The 15849-nt window shown below is 71.7% G+C and carries 13 protein-coding genes; 10 read left to right on the forward strand and 3 right to left on the reverse strand.

What is annotated here, in order from left to right:
• Positions 1-4 precede the first annotated feature (4 nt).
• The 3 genes from Sdi02f_RS34770 to Sdi02f_RS34780 all read right to left on the reverse strand — a co-directional run bounded on the left by Sdi02f_RS34770 (position 5) and on the right by Sdi02f_RS34780 (position 2772).
• Positions 5-871, reverse strand: a complete 867-nt coding sequence (locus tag Sdi02f_RS34770; RefSeq protein WP_030400061.1) for an acyl-CoA thioesterase — start codon at positions 869-871, stop codon at positions 5-7.
• A 30-nt stretch (positions 872-901) separates the two neighbouring features.
• A complete protein-coding gene (locus Sdi02f_RS34775; protein ID WP_030400062.1) occupies positions 902-2059 on the reverse strand; it encodes an acyl-CoA dehydrogenase family protein in 1158 nt (385 codons plus the stop codon).
• 128 nt (positions 2060-2187) lie between these two features.
• On the reverse strand, positions 2188-2772 hold the full coding sequence (locus Sdi02f_RS34780; RefSeq protein ID WP_030400063.1) for an SACE_7040 family transcriptional regulator: 585 nt from the start codon (positions 2770-2772) through the stop codon (positions 2188-2190).
• 97 nt (positions 2773-2869) lie between these two features.
• Here Sdi02f_RS34780 and Sdi02f_RS34785 point away from each other — a divergent pair, with 97 nt between their 5' ends.
• The 10 genes from Sdi02f_RS34785 (at position 2870) to Sdi02f_RS34830 (ending at position 15819) form a co-directional block, all read left to right on the forward strand.
• Positions 2870-4486 (forward strand): carboxyl transferase domain-containing protein, encoded by a 1617-nt coding sequence (locus Sdi02f_RS34785; RefSeq protein WP_030400064.1) that lies wholly within the window; start codon positions 2870-2872, stop codon positions 4484-4486.
• Between the two features lie 53 nt (positions 4487-4539).
• A complete protein-coding gene (locus Sdi02f_RS34790) occupies positions 4540-6480 on the forward strand; it encodes an acetyl-CoA carboxylase biotin carboxylase subunit (RefSeq protein WP_030400065.1) in 1941 nt (646 codons plus the stop codon).
• On the forward strand, positions 6477-7424 hold the full coding sequence (locus Sdi02f_RS34795; protein ID WP_030400066.1) for a hydroxymethylglutaryl-CoA lyase: 948 nt from the start codon (positions 6477-6479) through the stop codon (positions 7422-7424). The genes Sdi02f_RS34790 and Sdi02f_RS34795 overlap by 4 nt, the downstream gene beginning before the upstream one ends.
• 5 nt (positions 7425-7429) lie before the next feature.
• Positions 7430-8590 carry an acyl-CoA dehydrogenase family protein gene (locus tag Sdi02f_RS34800; protein ID WP_030400067.1) on the forward strand — a complete coding sequence of 387 codons (1161 nt, stop codon included), beginning with the start codon at positions 7430-7432 and terminating at the stop codon, positions 8588-8590.
• Positions 8591-8714: 124 nt separating this feature from the next.
• Positions 8715-9764: a siderophore-binding protein DesE gene (desE, locus tag Sdi02f_RS34805; protein WP_030400068.1), complete on the forward strand. Its 1050-nt coding sequence runs from the start codon at positions 8715-8717 to the stop codon at positions 9762-9764.
• A gap of 27 nt (positions 9765-9791) precedes the next feature.
• Positions 9792-10655, forward strand: a complete 864-nt coding sequence (locus tag Sdi02f_RS34810; RefSeq protein ID WP_174843387.1) for a siderophore-interacting protein — start codon at positions 9792-9794, stop codon at positions 10653-10655.
• Positions 10656-10801: 146 nt separating this feature from the next.
• Complete coding sequence (desA, locus tag Sdi02f_RS34815; protein ID WP_108934020.1) at positions 10802-12244, forward strand: lysine decarboxylase DesA; 1443 nt, start codon at positions 10802-10804, stop codon at positions 12242-12244.
• Positions 12228-13508, forward strand: a complete 1281-nt coding sequence (locus Sdi02f_RS34820; protein ID WP_108934021.1) for a lysine N(6)-hydroxylase/L-ornithine N(5)-oxygenase family protein — start codon at positions 12228-12230, stop codon at positions 13506-13508. Before desA ends, Sdi02f_RS34820 begins: the two co-directional genes overlap by 17 nt.
• Positions 13505-14053: a GNAT family N-acetyltransferase gene (locus Sdi02f_RS34825; RefSeq protein WP_030400072.1), complete on the forward strand. Its 549-nt coding sequence runs from the start codon at positions 13505-13507 to the stop codon at positions 14051-14053. Before Sdi02f_RS34820 ends, Sdi02f_RS34825 begins: the two co-directional genes overlap by 4 nt.
• Positions 14050-15819: an IucA/IucC family protein gene (locus Sdi02f_RS34830; RefSeq protein ID WP_108934022.1), complete on the forward strand. Its 1770-nt coding sequence runs from the start codon at positions 14050-14052 to the stop codon at positions 15817-15819. The genes Sdi02f_RS34825 and Sdi02f_RS34830 overlap by 4 nt, the downstream gene beginning before the upstream one ends.
• Positions 15820-15849 lie beyond the last annotated feature (30 nt).

Consider the following 15849-nt stretch of genomic DNA (forward strand, 5'->3'; position numbering starts at 1 on the left):
ACCGTCACCGGGGGACGCGGACCACGCCCTCCTGGACGACCGAGACGGCGAGCCGGCCGTCCTGGGTGTGGATGCGCGCCTGGCCCAGGCCCCGGCCGCCGGACGCGGACGGCGACTGCTGGTCGTACAGCAGCCATTCGTCGGCGCGGAAGGGCCGGTGGAACCACATGGCGTGGTCCAGGGAGGCCCCGACGACGTCGCCGACCGCCCAGCCGCCGCGGCCGTGCGCGAGCAGGACCGAGTCGAGCAGGGTCATGTCGGAGACGTAGGTGGCGAGGACGACGTGCAGCAGGGGGTCGTCCCCGAGCTTGCCGTTGGTGCGGAACCACACCTGGGAGTGCGGTTCGCGCGGGGTGCCGAAGGCGCCGAAGGGCGGGTCGTCGACGTGGCGCAGGTCCACGGCGGCCCGGGTCTCCAGGAGGCGTTCGACGGTGTCGGCGGGCAGGTGCGGGTAGCTCCGCAGCCGCTCCTCGCCGGTGGGGAGGGTCGCCGGGTCCGGCGCGGGCGGCATGGGCGCCTGGTGGTCGAGGCCCTCCTCGTACGTCTGGAAGGACGCCGACAGGGTGAAGACCGGCTTGCCGTGCTGGACGGCGACGACACGGCGGGTGGTGAAGGAGCGGCCGTCGCGCAGCCGGTCGACGTTGTAGACGATGGGGGCGCCGGGGTCGCCGGGGCGCAGGAAGTACGCGTGCAGGGAGTGCGCGTGCCGGTCGCCGGGGACCGTGCGGCCCGCGGCGACCATGGCCTGCGCCGCCACCTGTCCGCCGAAGACCCGGGGGACGACGGCGGACCGGGAGCGGCCGCGGTAGATGTCCTCCTCGATCCGCTCGAGGTCGAGCAGGTCGAGGAGGGACTGGAGTGCTTCGCTCATGGCCGGTGGCTTCGCGGTCCGGGGACCGGTCTACAGGCCCATGTTCTTCGCGATGATCATCTTCATGACCTCGCTGGTGCCGCCGTAGATGCGGTTGACGCGGTTGTCCGCGTACAGGCGGGCGATCGGGTACTCGTTCATGTAGCCGTAGCCGCCGTGGAGCTGGAGGCAGCGGTCGATGACGCGGTGGGCGACCTCGGTGCAGAACAGCTTGGCGCTGGCGGCCTCGGCGGGGGTCAGTTCCCCGGCGTCCAGGGCCTCGGTGGCGCGGTCGGCGACGGCCTCGGCGGCGTCCACCTCGGCCTGGCAGGCGGCCAGCTCGAACTTGGTGTTCTGGAAGTGGGCGACCGGCTTGCCGAAGACGGTGCGCTCCTGCACGTACCGCTTGGCGAACTCGACGGCGGCCTTGGCCTGGGCGTAGGCGCCGAAGGCGATGCCCCAGCGCTCGGAGGCGAGGTTGTGGCCGAGGTAGGAGAAGCCCTTGTTCTCCTCGCCGAGCAGGTCCTCGACGGGCACCTTGACGTCGACGAAGGCCAGCTCGGCGGTGTCGGAGGTGCGCAGGCCCAGCTTGTCCAGCTTGCGGCCGACCGAGTAGCCCTCGGACTTGGTGTCCACGGCGAACAGGGAGATGCCGTGGCGGCGGTCCTCGGCGGTGGGCGCGGCGGTGCGGGCGCAGACGATGACGCGGTCGGCGTGCACGCCGCCGGTGATGAAGGTCTTGGCGCCGTTGAGGACGTAGTGGGTGCCGTCCTCGGAGAGCCTGGCGGTGGACTTCATGCCGGCGAGGTCGGAGCCGGTGCCGGGCTCCGTCATCGCGATGGCCCACATCTCCTCGCCGGTGACGAACTTCGGCAGGTAGCGCTTCTTCTGCTCGTCGGTGGCCAGCATGTTGATGTAGGGCAGGGCGAGCAGCACGTGGACGCCGGAGCCGCCGAACTGCACGCCGGCGCGGGCGGTCTCCTCGTAGAGGACGGCCTCGAACTTGTGGCTGTCCATGCCGGCGCCGCCGTACTCCTCGGGCACGTTGATGCCGAAGATGCCCAGCTCGCCGAGCTTGTAGTAGAAGTCGCGCGGCGCCTGGCCCGCGGCGAACCACTCGTCGTAGACGGGGACGACCTCGGCCTCGATGAAGGCGCGCAGGGTCTCCCGGAACGCCTCGTGGTCCTCGTTGAACACCGTACGGCGCACCGCGCCACCTCCAGGATACGAATGTCTAAGCGCTTGCTCAGAGTCAACGGTACCGGCGGGTAGCCAGAGGCGTCCAGACCGGGACGCGGGTAACCCTCGTCACTCCCACCTCCGGGAGGAAGCGCCCCCTACGCCTCCCCCACCGCCGCGAACGCCCCCCGCGCCATCCGGTGCAGCAGGGACGCCGTCACCGCGCGTCCGGGGCGGCCCAGGTGGGGGGTGGAGTTGAGGAGGCCGAAGACCGAGTGGACGGCGGAGCGGGCGGCGGGCTCGGCGACCGCCGGGTAGACCTCCCGGAGCACCCCGACCCACAGCTCGACGTACTGCCGCTGCAACTGCCGCACCATCTTGCGGTCGGCGTCCCGCAGGCGGTCCAGCTCGCGGTCGTGCAGGGTGATGAGCGGGCGGTCGTCGAGCGCGAAGTCGATGTGCCCCTCGATGAGCGAGTCGAGGACCGCCTCGGCACCGGCCGCCCCGTCCTCGGCCAGCCGCCGCTTCGCCCCGGTCAGCAGCGAGTCGCTGATCCCGACGAGCAGCTCGGCGAGCATCGCGTCCTTGCCGGGGAAGTGCCGGTAGAGACCGGGGCCGCTGATGCCGACCGCGGCGCCTATCTCGTCGACGCCGACCCCGTGGAAGCCGCGCTCGGCGAAGAGCCGGGCGGCCTCCTTGAGGATCTGCTCGCGGCGGGTGGGGGCATCGGTTCTGGTGGCCATGAAGACGATTCTAGACAGGGAGGTTAGCGGTCGTTAACCTTAGGGAAATGCGTTAACGCTCATTAACTGGTCGATCACTGGGTGAGGGGACCGCAGGATGCACGAGGCACCGGAGCTGACGACGGCGGCGGATCCCGCCTCCGAGGCCTTTCGGGCCAACGAGGAGGCGCACGCCGCCCTCGTTCGGGAACTGCGCGCCAAGCTCGCCGCCGCCCGGCTCGGCGGCGGCGAGCGGGCGCGGGCCCGGCACACGGCGCGCGGCAAGCTGCTGCCGCGCGACCGCGTCGACACGCTGCTCGATCCGGGCTCGCCGTTCCTGGAGCTGGCGCCGCTCGCGGCCGACGGGCTCTACGACGGAGCGGCCCCGGCGGCCGGGGTCGTCGCCGGGATCGGGCGGGTCAGCGGCCGGGAGTGCGTGATCGTGGCGAACGACGCCACCGTCAAGGGCGGCACGTACTACCCGATGACCGTGAAGAAGCACCTGCGGGCGCAGGAGGTGGCGCTGGAGAACCGGCTGCCGTGCCTGTACCTGGTGGACTCGGGGGGCGCCTTCCTGCCGATGCAGGACGAGGTCTTCCCCGACCGCGAGCACTTCGGGCGGATCTTCTACAACCAGGCCCGCATGTCCGGCGCCGGCATCCCGCAGATCGCCGCCGTCCTCGGTTCCTGCACGGCGGGCGGGGCGTACGTCCCGGCGATGAGCGACGAGGCGGTGATCGTCCGGGGCCAGGGCACGATCTTCCTGGGCGGCCCCCCGCTGGTGAAGGCGGCCACCGGTGAGGTGGTCACGGCGGAGGAACTGGGCGGCGGCGAGGTCCACTCGCGGGTGTCCGGCGTGACCGACCACCTCGCCGAGGACGACGGGCACGCCCTGCGCATCGTGCGGCAGATCGTCTCCACCCTGCCCGAGCGCGGCCCGCTCCCCTGGGGCGTTCAGGCGTCCGTCGAGCCCAAGGTGGACCCCGGGAGCCTGTACGGCGCGGTGCCGGTCGACTCCCGCACCCCCTACGACGTCCGCGAGGTCATCGCCCGCGTGGTGGACGGCTCCCGCTTCGCCGAGTTCAAGTCCGAGTACGGGCAGACCCTGGTCACCGGCTTCGCCCGGATCCACGGGCACCCGGTCGGCATCGTCGCCAACAACGGCATCCTGTTCTCCGAGTCGGCCCAGAAGGGCGCCCACTTCGTCGAGCTGTGCGACCAGCGCGGCATCCCGCTGGTCTTCCTGCAGAACATCTCCGGGTTCATGGTGGGCCGCAACTACGAGGCCGGCGGCATCGCCAAGCACGGAGCCAAGATGGTCACGGCGGTGGCGTGCACGCGCGTGCCGAAGCTGACGGTGGTGGTCGGCGGGTCGTACGGCGCGGGGAACTACTCGATGTGCGGGCGGGCCTATTCGCCGCGCTTCCTGTGGATGTGGCCCAACGCCAAGATCTCCGTGATGGGCGGCGAGCAGGCCGCGTCCGTGCTGGCCACGGTCAAGCGGGACCAGTTGGAGGCCCGCGGGGAGGACTGGCCGGCCGAGGAGGAGGAGTCCTTCAAGGCTCCGATCCGCGCCCAGTACGAGCACCAGGGCAACGCCTACTACGCGACCGCCCGCCTGTGGGACGACGGCGTGATCGAGCCCGCCGACACCCGGCAGGTGCTGGGCCTGGCCCTGACCGCGTGTGCCAACGCGCCGCTGGGCGAGCCCCAGTTCGGCATCTTCCGGATGTGAGGAGGGGACCCGTGCAGAACACGAACGAGACGCCGGACACCAAGACGCCGCGCATGTTCGACACCGTGCTCGTCGCCAACCGGGGCGAGATCGCCGTCCGCGTCGTCCGGACCCTGCGCGCCATGGGCGTGCGCTCGGTGGCGGTCTTCTCCGACGCCGACGCGGACGCGCGGCACGTGCGGGAGGCCGACGAGGCGGTACGGATCGGCCCGGCACCGGCGGCGGAGAGCTACCTGTCCGTCGAGCGTCTGCTGGCGGCGGCGGCCCGGACGGGCGCGCAGGCGGTCCACCCCGGGTACGGCTTCCTCGCCGAGAACGCCGCCTTCGCACGGGCCTGCGAGGAGGCGGGGCTGGTCTTCATCGGGCCGCCCGCCGACGCGATCGCGCTGATGGGCGACAAGATCCGCGCCAAGGAGACGGTGAAGGCGGCAGGCGTGCCGGTCGTGCCCGGCTCCAGCGGCAGCGGGCTCACGGACGCGCAGCTCGCCGACGCGGCGCGCGAGATCGGCACCCCGGTGCTGCTCAAGCCCTCGGCGGGCGGCGGCGGCAAGGGCATGCGGCTGGTGCGCGACGCGTCCCTGCTGGCCGACGAGATCGCCGCCGCGCGCCGCGAGGCCCGCGCCTCCTTCGGCGACGACACGCTCCTGGTGGAACGGTGGATCGACCGTCCCCGGCACATCGAGATCCAGGTCCTGGCCGACGGCCACGGCAACGTCGTGCACCTGGGCGAGCGCGAGTGCTCGCTCCAGCGCAGGCACCAGAAGGTGATCGAGGAGGCGCCGAGCGTCCTGCTGGACGAGGCGACGCGGGCCGCGATGGGCGAGGCGGCCGTGCAGGCGGCCCGCTCCTGCGGCTACCGGGGCGCGGGCACGGTGGAGTTCATCGTGCCGGGCGGCGACCCCTCGCAGTACTACTTCATGGAGATGAACACCCGCCTCCAGGTCGAGCACCCGGTGACCGAGCTGGTGACCGGCCTGGACCTGGTGGAGTGGCAGCTCAGGGTGGCGGCGGGTGAGCGGCTGGGATTCGCGCAGGAGGACGTCCGGCTGACCGGCCACGCGATCGAGGCCCGCCTGTGCGCAGAGGACCCCGCGCGGGGCTTCCTCCCCTCCGGCGGCACGGTGCTGCGGCTGCGCGAGCCCGAGGGCGACGGCGTGCGCACCGACTCGGGGCTCAGCGAGGGCACCGAGGTGGGCAGCCTGTACGACCCGATGCTGTCCAAGGTGATCGCCCACGGCCCCGACCGGGAGACCGCGCTGCGCAGGCTCCGGGCGGCGCTGGCCGGGACGGTCACCCTGGGCGTGCCGACCAACGCCGGGTTCCTGCGGCGGCTGCTCGCGCACCCGGCGGTGGTGGCGGGCCAGCTGGACACGGGGCTGGTGGAGCGCGAGGTCGACTCCCTGGTCGCCACCGGCGTACCGGAGGCGGTGTACGAGGCGGCGGCGGCCGTACGGCTGGAGGCGCTGCGCCCGCGCGGGGACGGCTGGACGGACCCGTTCTCGGTGCCGAGCGGCTGGCGGATGGGCGGCGAGCCGAAGCCGGCGGCCTTCCCGCTGCGGGTGCCGGGAGACGAACCCGTCACCCACACCCCCCGCGGCACCCACACCGTCACCGGGGACCGGGTGACGGTCACCCTGGACGGCGTGCGGCACACCTTCCACCGTGCCGCCGACTGGCTGGGCCGCGACGGCGACGCCTGGCACGTACGCGACCACGACCCGGTCGCCGCCTCCCTCGACCGGGCCGCCCACGCGGGCGCCGACTCGCTGACCGCGCCGATGCCGGGCACGGTGACGGTGGTGAAGGTCGCCGTCGGCGACGAGGTGAGCGCCGGGCAGAGCCTGCTGGTGGTGGAGGCGATGAAGATGGAGCACGTCGTCTCCGCCCCGCACGCCGGCACCGTCGCCGAGCTGGACGTGGCGCCGGGCACGACGGTCGCCATGGACCAGGTGCTCGCCGTCATCACCCCCGTCGAGGAGGAGGAGAGGGCATGAACACCCCGGAGCTTGGCCTCCCGATGCCCGTACCGGCGAACGGCCTGCCCGCCCGCGTCCGCATCCACGAGGTCGGCGCCCGCGACGGGCTGCAGAACGAGAAGGCGACCGTGCCGACGGCCGTGAAGGCGGAGTTCGTCCGCCGGCTGGCGGGCACGGGCCTGACCACGATCGAGGCGACGAGCTTCGTCCACCCCAAGTGGGTCCCCCAACTGGCGGACGCGGAGGAGCTGTACCCGGAGATCTCCGGCCTGCCGGTGTCGCTCCCGGTGCTGGTGCCGAACGAGAAGGGCCTGGACCGGGCCCTCGCGCTCGGCGCGCGCCGCGTCGCGGTGTTCGCCAGTGCCACGGAGTCCTTCGCCAGGGCGAACCTCAACCGCACGGTGGACGAGGCGCTGGCCATGTTCGAGCCGGTGGTGACCCGGGCGAAGGGGCAGGACGTCCACGTGCGCGGCTACCTCTCGATGTGCTTCGGCGACCCGTGGGAGGGCCCGGTCCAGGTCCCCCAGGTCGTGCGGGTCTGCCGGGCCCTGCTGGACATGGGCTGCGACGAGCTGAGCCTCGGCGACACCATCGGGGTGGCCACCCCCGGCCATGTGACGGCCCTGCTCGGCGCGCTGTCCGAGGCCGGTGTGCCCGTCTCGGCGCTGGGCGTCCACTTCCACGACACCTACGGCCAGGCCCTGGCCAACACCCTGGCCGCGCTCCAGCAGGGCGTCACCACGGTCGACGCCTCCGCCGGGGGCCTCGGCGGCTGCCCGTACGCGAAGTCCGCCACCGGCAACCTCGCCACCGAAGACCTCGTGTGGATGCTGCGCGGCCTCGGCATCGACACCGGGGTCGACCTCGGCCGTCTCGTCGCCACAAGCGTCTGGATGGCCGCCCACCTGGGCCGGCCCAGCCCGTCCCGCACCGTTCGAGCCCTCTCCCACCAGGAGTCGTGAACAGCATGGACCACAAGCTCTCCCCGGAACTGGAAGAACTGCGCCGCACGGTCGAGGCGTTCGCGCACGACGTGGTGGCGCCGAAGATCGGCGACTTCTACGAGCGGCACGAGTTCCCGTACGAGATCGTCCGCGAGATGGGCCGCATGGGCCTGTTCGGGCTGCCGTTCCCCGAGGAGTACGGCGGCATGGGCGGCGACTACTTCGCCCTCGGCATCGCCCTGGAGGAGCTGGCCCGGGTCGACTCGTCGGTGGCGATCACCCTGGAGGCGGGCGTCTCGCTGGGCGCGATGCCGGTCCACCTCTTCGGCACCGAGGAGCAGAAGCGGCAGTGGCTGCCCCGGCTCTGCTCGGGCGAGATCCTGGGCGCGTTCGGCCTCACCGAGCCCGACGGCGGCAGCGACGCGGGCGCGACCCGGACGACGGCCCGCCTGGACGAGGCGACGAACGAGTGGGTCGTCAACGGCACCAAGTGCTTCATCACCAACTCCGGCACGGACATCACGGGCCTGGTGACGGTCACGGCGGTCACCGGGCGCAAGCCCGACGGCCGGCCCCTGATCTCGTCGATCATCGTGCCATCGGGCACCCCGGGCTTCACGGTGGCCGCCCCGTACTCGAAGGTCGGCTGGAACGCGTCGGACACCCGTGAGCTGTCCTTCGCCGACGTCCGGGTCCCGGCCGCGAACCTGCTGGGCGAACAGGGGCGCGGCTACGCGCAGTTCCTGCGCATCCTGGACGAGGGCCGGGTGGCGATCGCCGCGCTGGGCACGGGGCTCGCGCAGGGCTGCGTGGACGAGTCGGTCGCCTACGCGAAGGAACGTCACGCCTTCGGCAAGCCCATCGGCGCCAACCAGGCCATCCAGTTCAAGATCGCCGACATGGAGATGAAGGCCCACACGTCCCGCCTCGCCTGGCGGGACGCGGCCTCGCGGCTGGTGGCGGGCGAGCCGTTCAAGAAGGAGGCGGCTCTGGCGAAGCTGTACTCGTCGACGGTCGCGGTGGACAACGCCCGGGAGGCCACCCAGATCCACGGCGGCTACGGCTTCATGAACGAGTACCCGGTGGCCCGCATGTGGCGGGACGCGAAGATCCTGGAGATCGGCGAGGGCACCAGCGAGGTCCAGCGGATGCTGATCGCGCGGGAGCTGGGTCTGGTGAGCTGACCCGGAGGGCCGGGGGCGGGGCCGCAGGGCCCCACCCCTGGACAAGATCTGAGGTTAGGCTAACCTACCTTCGAATTGTCCCGCAGAGCGCGACGCTCCGCACCGTTCGAAGGCAGTCACCACCATGTCCAACGCCAGAGCCCTTCACCCCACCCGCCGCGGAATCCTCGCCGCCGGTGGCGCCCTCGGCCTCGGTGCCGTGCTCGCGGCCTGCGGGGACGACGACGGCAGGAGCGGCGGCTCGGGCGACGGGTCGAACAGCAACGCCACGTCGGGCCCCTGGTCCTTCAAGGACGACCGCGGCACGACCGTGAAGCTGGACAAGGTGCCGGCGAACATCGTCGCGTTCACCGGCGTCGCCGCCGCCCTCCACGACTACGGCGTCCAGGTCAAGGGCGTCTTCGGCCCGACCACGACCAAGGACGGCAAGCCCGACGTGCAGGCCGGCGACCTCGACGTGGACAAGGTCACCGTCCTCGGCAACGAGTGGGGCAAGCTCAACGTCGAGAAGTACGCCTCCCTCGCCCCCGAGGTGCTCATCACCACGACGTTCGACACCGCGGGCACCCTGTGGTCCGTCCCGGAGGAGTCGAAGGACAAGATCGCCAAGCTCGCCCCGAGCGTGGCGATCTCCGTCTTCGACCGGCAGCTCACCCAGCCGCTCCAGCGCATGTGGGAGCTGGCCGAGTCGCTCGGCGGAGACATGAAGGCCAAGAAGGTCACCGACGCCAAGGCCGCCTTCGACAAGGCCGCCGCCCGGCTGCGCGCCGCCGCCAAGGCCCGGCCCGAGATCCGGGTGCTGGCCGGCTCCGCGAGCCCCGACCTGTTCTACGTCTCCGGCACCAACCTCTCGGTGGACCTGGAGTACTTCAAGGCCCTCGGCGTGAACTTCGTGGAGCCCTCCGAGGCGGCCAAGAAGGCCACCGGCGGCTGGTTCGAGTCCCTGAGCTGGGAGAACGTCGACAAGTACCCGGCCGACGTCATCATCATGGACGACCGCGCCTCCACCATCCAGCCCGCCGACATCACCGAGGGCACCTGGAAGAAGCTCCCCGCGGTCAAGGCCGGCCAGGTCATCGCCCGCTCCCCCGAGCCGATCCTGTCCTACGACAAGTGCACGCCCCTGCTGGACAACCTGGCCGAGGCGATCGAGAACGCCAAGAAGGTCGGCTGACCCACCCCCCCTTCCCCGGAGCCCCTCATGACGACGGCCGTGGCCGCCCCGTTCCGCTTCTTCTCGCTCCAGGTCGTACGGACGAGGCGGCTCGGCCCGTCCCTGGCCCGGGTCACCCTCGCGGGGCCCGACCTGAGCGCCTTCCGCTCCGACGGCCTCGACCAGTCGCTGTCGCTGTTCCTGCCGCACCCGGGGCAGGCGGAGCCCGCGGTCCCCGTGGAGCTGGGCGACGGCTGGTGGCAGGGCTGGCGCGAACTCCCGGAGGACGTACGGGCCGTGATGCGCTCGTACACGCTGCGTGCGCTGCGCCGGGACGACGAGGGGCACACCGCCGAGATCGACGTCGACTTCGTCCTGCACGGCGTGGAACCGGGGTCGGGCATCCAGCCGGGCCCCGCCGCCCGCTGGGCCGCCGACGCCGCCCCCGGCGACCGCGTGCTGGTGCTGGGCCCCGCCGTCGCCGACAACCGGGCGATCCGCTTCCGGCCGCCCGGGGACACCGACCTCGTGGTGATCTGGGGCGACGAGACCGCCGTACCGGCCGCCTGCGCGGTGGTGGAGTCGCTGCCCGCCGGCACCCGCGCCCGGGTCTGGCTGGAGGTGCCGCACGCCGAGGACGTGCAGCACCTCGACACGGCCGCCGACGCCGAGGTCACCTGGCTGGTCCGGGACGCCGACGGCGGCGGACCCGGGGCATCCCTCGCCGCCCTCCGCGCCGCACAGCTCTCGCCCGCCGAGCACCCCTACGTCTGGCTCGCGGGCGAGTCCGGGTGCGTCAAGCAGCTCCGCCGGCATTTCGTGGGCGAGCGGGGCGTCGACCGCCGGCGCGTCACCTTCGTCGGCTACTGGCGCCGGGGCCTGACGGAGGAACAACTCCGCGAGCAGGCCTGACCCCCGGCGCGGAGTCACCGTGACCGTGATCACCCACCGGCACACGCGTGATCCATTTGAGTTAGGTTAGGCTAACCTAAGTTGAAGCGGGGGAGGGTTCAGCCCTCTCCCGCCCTCTCGGACCGTCCCCACCGGAGGACCCCCACATGCGCTCGCACCTGCTCAACGACACCACCGCGGAGCAGTACCGCCGCTCCGTGACCGAAGGAGTCGAGCGGGTGGCCGCCAGAATCGCCACCACCGACCGCCCGTTCACCGGTGTCGCGGTCGACGCCCTCTCCCGGCGCATCGACGGGATCGACCTCGACCGGCCCCTGCGCGACACGGCCGCGGTCCTCGACGAGCTGGAGGACGTCTACCTCCGCGACGCCGTCTACTTCCACCACCCCCGCTACCTCGCCCACCTCAACTGCCCGGTCGTGATACCGGCGTTGCTCGGCGAGGCGGTCCTGTCCGCCGTCAACTCCTCCCTGGACACCTGGGACCAGTCGGCCGGCGGCACGCTCATCGAGCGGAAACTGATCGACTGGACCACCGCGCGGATCGGCCTCGGCCCGGCCGCCGACGGCGTGTTCACCTCCGGCGGCACCCAGTCCAACCTCCAGGCGCTGCTGCTCGCCCGCGAGGAGGCGAAGGCCGAGTCACTGGCCGACCTGCGGATCTTCGCCTCCGAGGTGAGCCACTTCAGCGTGAAGAAGTCGGCGAAACTGCTCGGTCTGGGCCCCGACGCCGTCGTATCGGTCCCCGTCGACCACGACAAGCGTCTGCAGGCCGTCGCCCTCGCCCGGGAGCTGGAGCGCTGCGTGCGGGACGGCCTCGTCCCGATGGCCGTCGTCGCCACCGCCGGCACCACCGACTTCGGCTCCATCGACCCGCTGCCCGAGATCGCCGGGCTGTGCGAGCAGTACGGCGTGTGGATGCACGTGGACGCGGCCTACGGCTGCGGGCTGCTCGCCTCCCTCAAGTACCGGGACCGCATCGCCGGCATCGAGCGGGCCGACTCGGTCACCGTGGACTACCACAAGTCGTTCTTCCAGCCGGTGAGTTCGTCGGCCGTGCTGGTCCGGGACGCGGCCACCCTGCGCCACGCCACCTACCACGCGGAGTACCTCAACCCGCGCCGCATGGTGCAGGAGCGCATCCCCAACCAGGTGGACAAGTCCCTCCAGACCACCCGCCGCTTCGACGCGCTCAAGCTGTGGACGACCCTGCGCGTCATGGGCGCCGACGGCATCGGCGAACTCTTCGACGAGGTCTGCGACCTGGCCGCCGAGGGCTGGAAGCTGCTCGCCGCCGACCCGCGCTTCGACGTGGTCGTCGAGCCGTCGCTCTCCACCCTGGTCTTCCGCCACGTCCCGGCGGCCGTCACCGACCCCGCCGAGATCGACCGCGCCAACCTCTACGCCCGCAAGGCCCTGTTCGCCTCCGGCGACGCCGTGGTCGCGGGCACCAAGGTGGCCGGACGCCACTACCTGAAGTTCACCCTGCTCAACCCCGAGACGACCCCGGCCGACATCGCCGCCGTCCTCGACCTGATCGCCGGCCACGCCGAGCAGTACCTGGGAGACTCCCTTGACCGCGCTTCCTGAAGCCAGTGCCGCCTACGACTTCGTCGGGATCGGCCTCGGTCCCTTCAACCTCGGCCTGGCCTGCCTCACCGAGCCCATCGCCGAGCTGAACGGCGTCTTCCTGGAGTCCAAGCCCGACTTCGAGTGGCACGCCGGCATGTTCCTGGACGGCGCCCACCTCCAGACCCCCTTCATGTCGGACCTGGTCACGCTGGCCGACCCGACCTCGCCGTACTCCTTCCTCAACTACCTGAAGGAGAAGGGCCGTCTCTACTCGTTCTACATCCGCGAGAACTTCTACCCGCTGCGCGTCGAGTACGACGACTACTGCCGCTGGGCCGCGCACCGGTTGAGCAGCATCCGCTTCTCCACCACGGTCACCGAGGTCACCTACGACGAGCGCGAGGAGCTGTACGCCGTCGCCACCACCTCCGGCGACACCTACCGCGCCCGCCGCCTGGTCCTGGGCACCGGCACCCCGCCGTACGTCCCGGACGCCTGCCGGGGACTGGCGGGCGACTTCCTCCACAACTCCCGCTACCTCCAGCACCGGTCGGAGCTGGTGAAGAAGAAGTCGATCACGCTGGTCGGCAGCGGGCAGTCCGCCGCCGAGATCTACCGGGACCTGCTGGGCGAGATCGACGTCCACGGCTACCGGCTCAACTGGGTCACCCGCTCCCCGCGCTTCTTCCCCCTCGAATACACCAAGCTCACGCTGGAGATGACCTCGCCGGAGTACGTGGACTACTACCACGCGCTGCCCGAGGACACCCGCTACCGCCTCGCCGGCGAGCAGAAGGGCCTGTTCAAGGGGATCGACGGCGACCTGATCAACGAGATCTTCGACCTGCTCTACCAGAAGCGGCTCGGCGGTCCCGTCCCCACCCGGCTGCTCACCAACTCCGCGCTCACCAGCGCCCGCTACGCGGACGGCACCTACACGCTCGGCTTCCGCCAGGAGGAGCAGGGCGAGGACTTCGAGATCGAGACCGAGGGCCTGGTGCTGGCCACCGGCTACCGCTACACCGAGCCGGAGTTCCTCAAGCCCGTCCGCGACCGGCTGCGCTACGACTCCCGGGGCAACTTCAACATCGCCCGCAACTACGCCGTGGACGTCACGGGAAGCGGCGTCTTCCTGCAGAACGCCGGCGTCCACGCGCACAGCGTCACCAGCCCCGACCTGGGCATGGGCGCCTACCGCAACAGCTGCATCGTCCGGGAGCTGCTGGGCACCGAGTACTACCCGGTCGAGAAGACGATCGCGTTCCAGGAGTTCGCCGTATGAGCACCACCGCCACCGCCGTCGGGGCGCTGACGCTGCGCCCCGTCGACCCGCTGAACGACGCCGTGCTGCTGCACGGCTGGCTCACCCACCCCAAGTCCGCGTTCTGGATGATGCAGGACGCGAAACTGGTGGACGTCGAGCGGGCGTACATGGAGCTGGCCGCCGACGAGCACCAGCAGGCCCACCTCGGCCTGCACGACGGCGTCCCGGCCTTCCTGATGGAGCGCTACGACCCCGCCCACCGCGAGCTGGTCGGGCTGTACGAGCCCGAGCCGGGCGACGTCGGCATGCACTTCCTCGTCGCGCCGACCGACCGGCCCGTGCACGGCTTCACCCGCGCCGTGATCACCGCCGTGATGACCGAGCTGTTCGCCGACCCGGCCACCCGGCGGGTCGTCGTCGAGCCGGACGTCACCAACACCGCCGTCCACGCCCTGAACGCAGCCGTCGGATTCGTGCCCGCGCGCGAGATCCAGAAGCCGGAGAAGAAGGCGTTGCTGAGCTTCTGCACCCGCGAGCAGTTCGAGAGGGCGGTGTCCGCATGAGCCTCGCCGACGCCGTCGCCCACCTGAGCCCCGAGCGCTGGGAGCGGGCCAACCGCCTCCTGGTCCGCAAGGCGCTGGCCGAGTTCGCCCACGAGCGGCTGCTGGCCCCCGAGCCGGACGGGGCGGCATACGTCGTGCGCAGCGACGACGGCCAGACCGCCTACCGCTTCACGGCGACCCTGCGCCGGCTGGACCACTGGCAGGTGGCCGCCGACTCGATCACCCGTCACCGCGACGGCGTCGAAATCCCGCTCGCCGCCCTGGACTTCTTCATCGAGCTGAAGCAGACCCTGGGCCTGAGCGACGAGATCCTGCCGGTCTACCTGGAGGAGATCTCCTCCACCCTCTCCGGCACCTGCTACAAGCTGACCAAGCCGCAGGTCACCTCCGCCGAGCTGGCCCGCGGCGGCTTCCAGGCCGTCGAGACCGGCATGACCGAGGGCCACCCCTGCTTCGTCGCCAACAACGGACGGCTCGGCTTCGGCATCCACGAGTACCTGTCGTACGCGCCGGAGACCGCGAGCCCGGTCCGGCTGGTGTGGCTGGCCGCGCACCGCTCGCGGGCCGCGTTCACGGCGGGCGTGGGCATCGAGTACGAGTCCTTCGTCCGGGACGAGCTGGGCGACGCCACGGTCGACCGGTTTTACGGGGTGCTGCGCGGGCGCGGCCTGGACCCGGCCGACTACCTGCTCATCCCGGTCCACCCCTGGCAGTGGTGGAACAAGCTCACCGTCACCTTCGCCGCCGAGGTCGCCCGCGGGCACCTGGTCTGCCTGGGCGAGGGCGACGACGAGTACCTGGCCCAGCAGTCCATCCGCACCTTCTTCAACGCCTCGCATCCCGGGAAGCACTACGTGAAGACGGCCCTGTCCGTCCTCAACATGGGCTTCATGCGCGGACTGTCGGCGGCGTACATGGAGGCCACCCCGGCCATCAACGACTGGCTGGCCCGGCTGATCGAGGGCGACCCGGTGCTCAGGGCGACGGGGGTGAGCATCATCCGGGAGCGGGCGGCCGTCGGCTACCGGCACCTGGAGTACGAGCGGGCCACCGACCGCTACTCGCCGTACCGCAAGATGCTGGCGGCGCTGTGGCGGGAGAGCCCGGTGCCCTCGCTGCGGGAGGGCGAGACGCTCGCCACCATGGCCTCCCTGGTCCACGTCGACCACGAGGGCGCCTCCTTCGCGGGCGCGCTGATCGAGCGGTCGGGGCTCGCGCCCGCCGAGTGGCTGCGGCACTACCTGCGGGCCTACTACGTCCCGCTGCTGCACAGCTTCTACGCCTACGACCTGGTGTACATGCCGCACGGCGAGAACGTGATCCTCGTGCTGGAGGACGGGGTGGTGCGGCGGGCGGTCTACAAGGACATCGCCGAGGAGATCGCGGTGATGGACCCGGACGCGGTGCTGCCGCCGGAGGTCTCCCGCATCGCGGTGGACGTGCCGGACGACAAGAAGCTCCTGTCGATCTTCACGGACGTCTTCGACTGCTTCTTCCGCTTCCTCGCCGCGAACCTCGCGGAGGAGGGGATCGTGGAGGAGGACGTCTTCTGGCGGACGGTCGCGGAGGTCACCCGGGAGTACCAGGAGTCGGTGCCGGAGCTGGCGGACAAGTTCGCGCGGTACGACATGTTCGCGCCCGAGTTCGCGCTGTCCTGCCTCAACCGGCTCCAGCTTCGCGACAACCGGCAGATGGTGGACCTCGCCGACCCCTCCGGCGCGCTCCAGCTCGTCGGCCACCTGAAGAACCCCCTGGCGGGCCGGTAGCCGCCCGGCCCCCGCGGACGGGCGGGCACC

Origin of the sequence: Streptomyces ardesiacus (genome assembly GCF_003112575.1) — a bacterium.
In the GTDB taxonomy this organism is placed as follows: domain Bacteria; phylum Actinomycetota; class Actinomycetes; order Streptomycetales; family Streptomycetaceae; genus Streptomyces; species Streptomyces ardesiacus.

Coding starts and splice junctions, on each gene's coding strand:
- Sdi02f_RS34770 (WP_030400061.1), bottom strand. CDS start 871: ATGAGCGAAGCACTCCAGTCCCTCCTCGACCTGCTCGACCTCGAGCGG.
- Sdi02f_RS34780 (WP_030400063.1), bottom strand. CDS start 2,772: ATGGCCACCAGAACCGATGCCCCCACCCGCCGCGAGCAGATCCTCAAG.
- Sdi02f_RS34785 (WP_030400064.1), top strand. CDS start 2,870: ATGCACGAGGCACCGGAGCTGACGACGGCGGCGGATCCCGCCTCCGAG.
- Sdi02f_RS34790 (WP_030400065.1), top strand. CDS start 4,540: ATGTTCGACACCGTGCTCGTCGCCAACCGGGGCGAGATCGCCGTCCGC.
- Sdi02f_RS34795 (WP_030400066.1), top strand. CDS start 6,477: ATGAACACCCCGGAGCTTGGCCTCCCGATGCCCGTACCGGCGAACGGC.
- Sdi02f_RS34800 (WP_030400067.1), top strand. CDS start 7,430: ATGGACCACAAGCTCTCCCCGGAACTGGAAGAACTGCGCCGCACGGTC.
- desE (WP_030400068.1), top strand. CDS start 8,715: ATGTCCAACGCCAGAGCCCTTCACCCCACCCGCCGCGGAATCCTCGCC.
- Sdi02f_RS34810 (WP_174843387.1), top strand. CDS start 9,792: ATGACGACGGCCGTGGCCGCCCCGTTCCGCTTCTTCTCGCTCCAGGTC.
- desA (WP_108934020.1), top strand. CDS start 10,802: ATGCGCTCGCACCTGCTCAACGACACCACCGCGGAGCAGTACCGCCGC.
- Sdi02f_RS34825 (WP_030400072.1), top strand. CDS start 13,505: ATGAGCACCACCGCCACCGCCGTCGGGGCGCTGACGCTGCGCCCCGTC.
- Sdi02f_RS34830 (WP_108934022.1), top strand. CDS start 14,050: ATGAGCCTCGCCGACGCCGTCGCCCACCTGAGCCCCGAGCGCTGGGAG.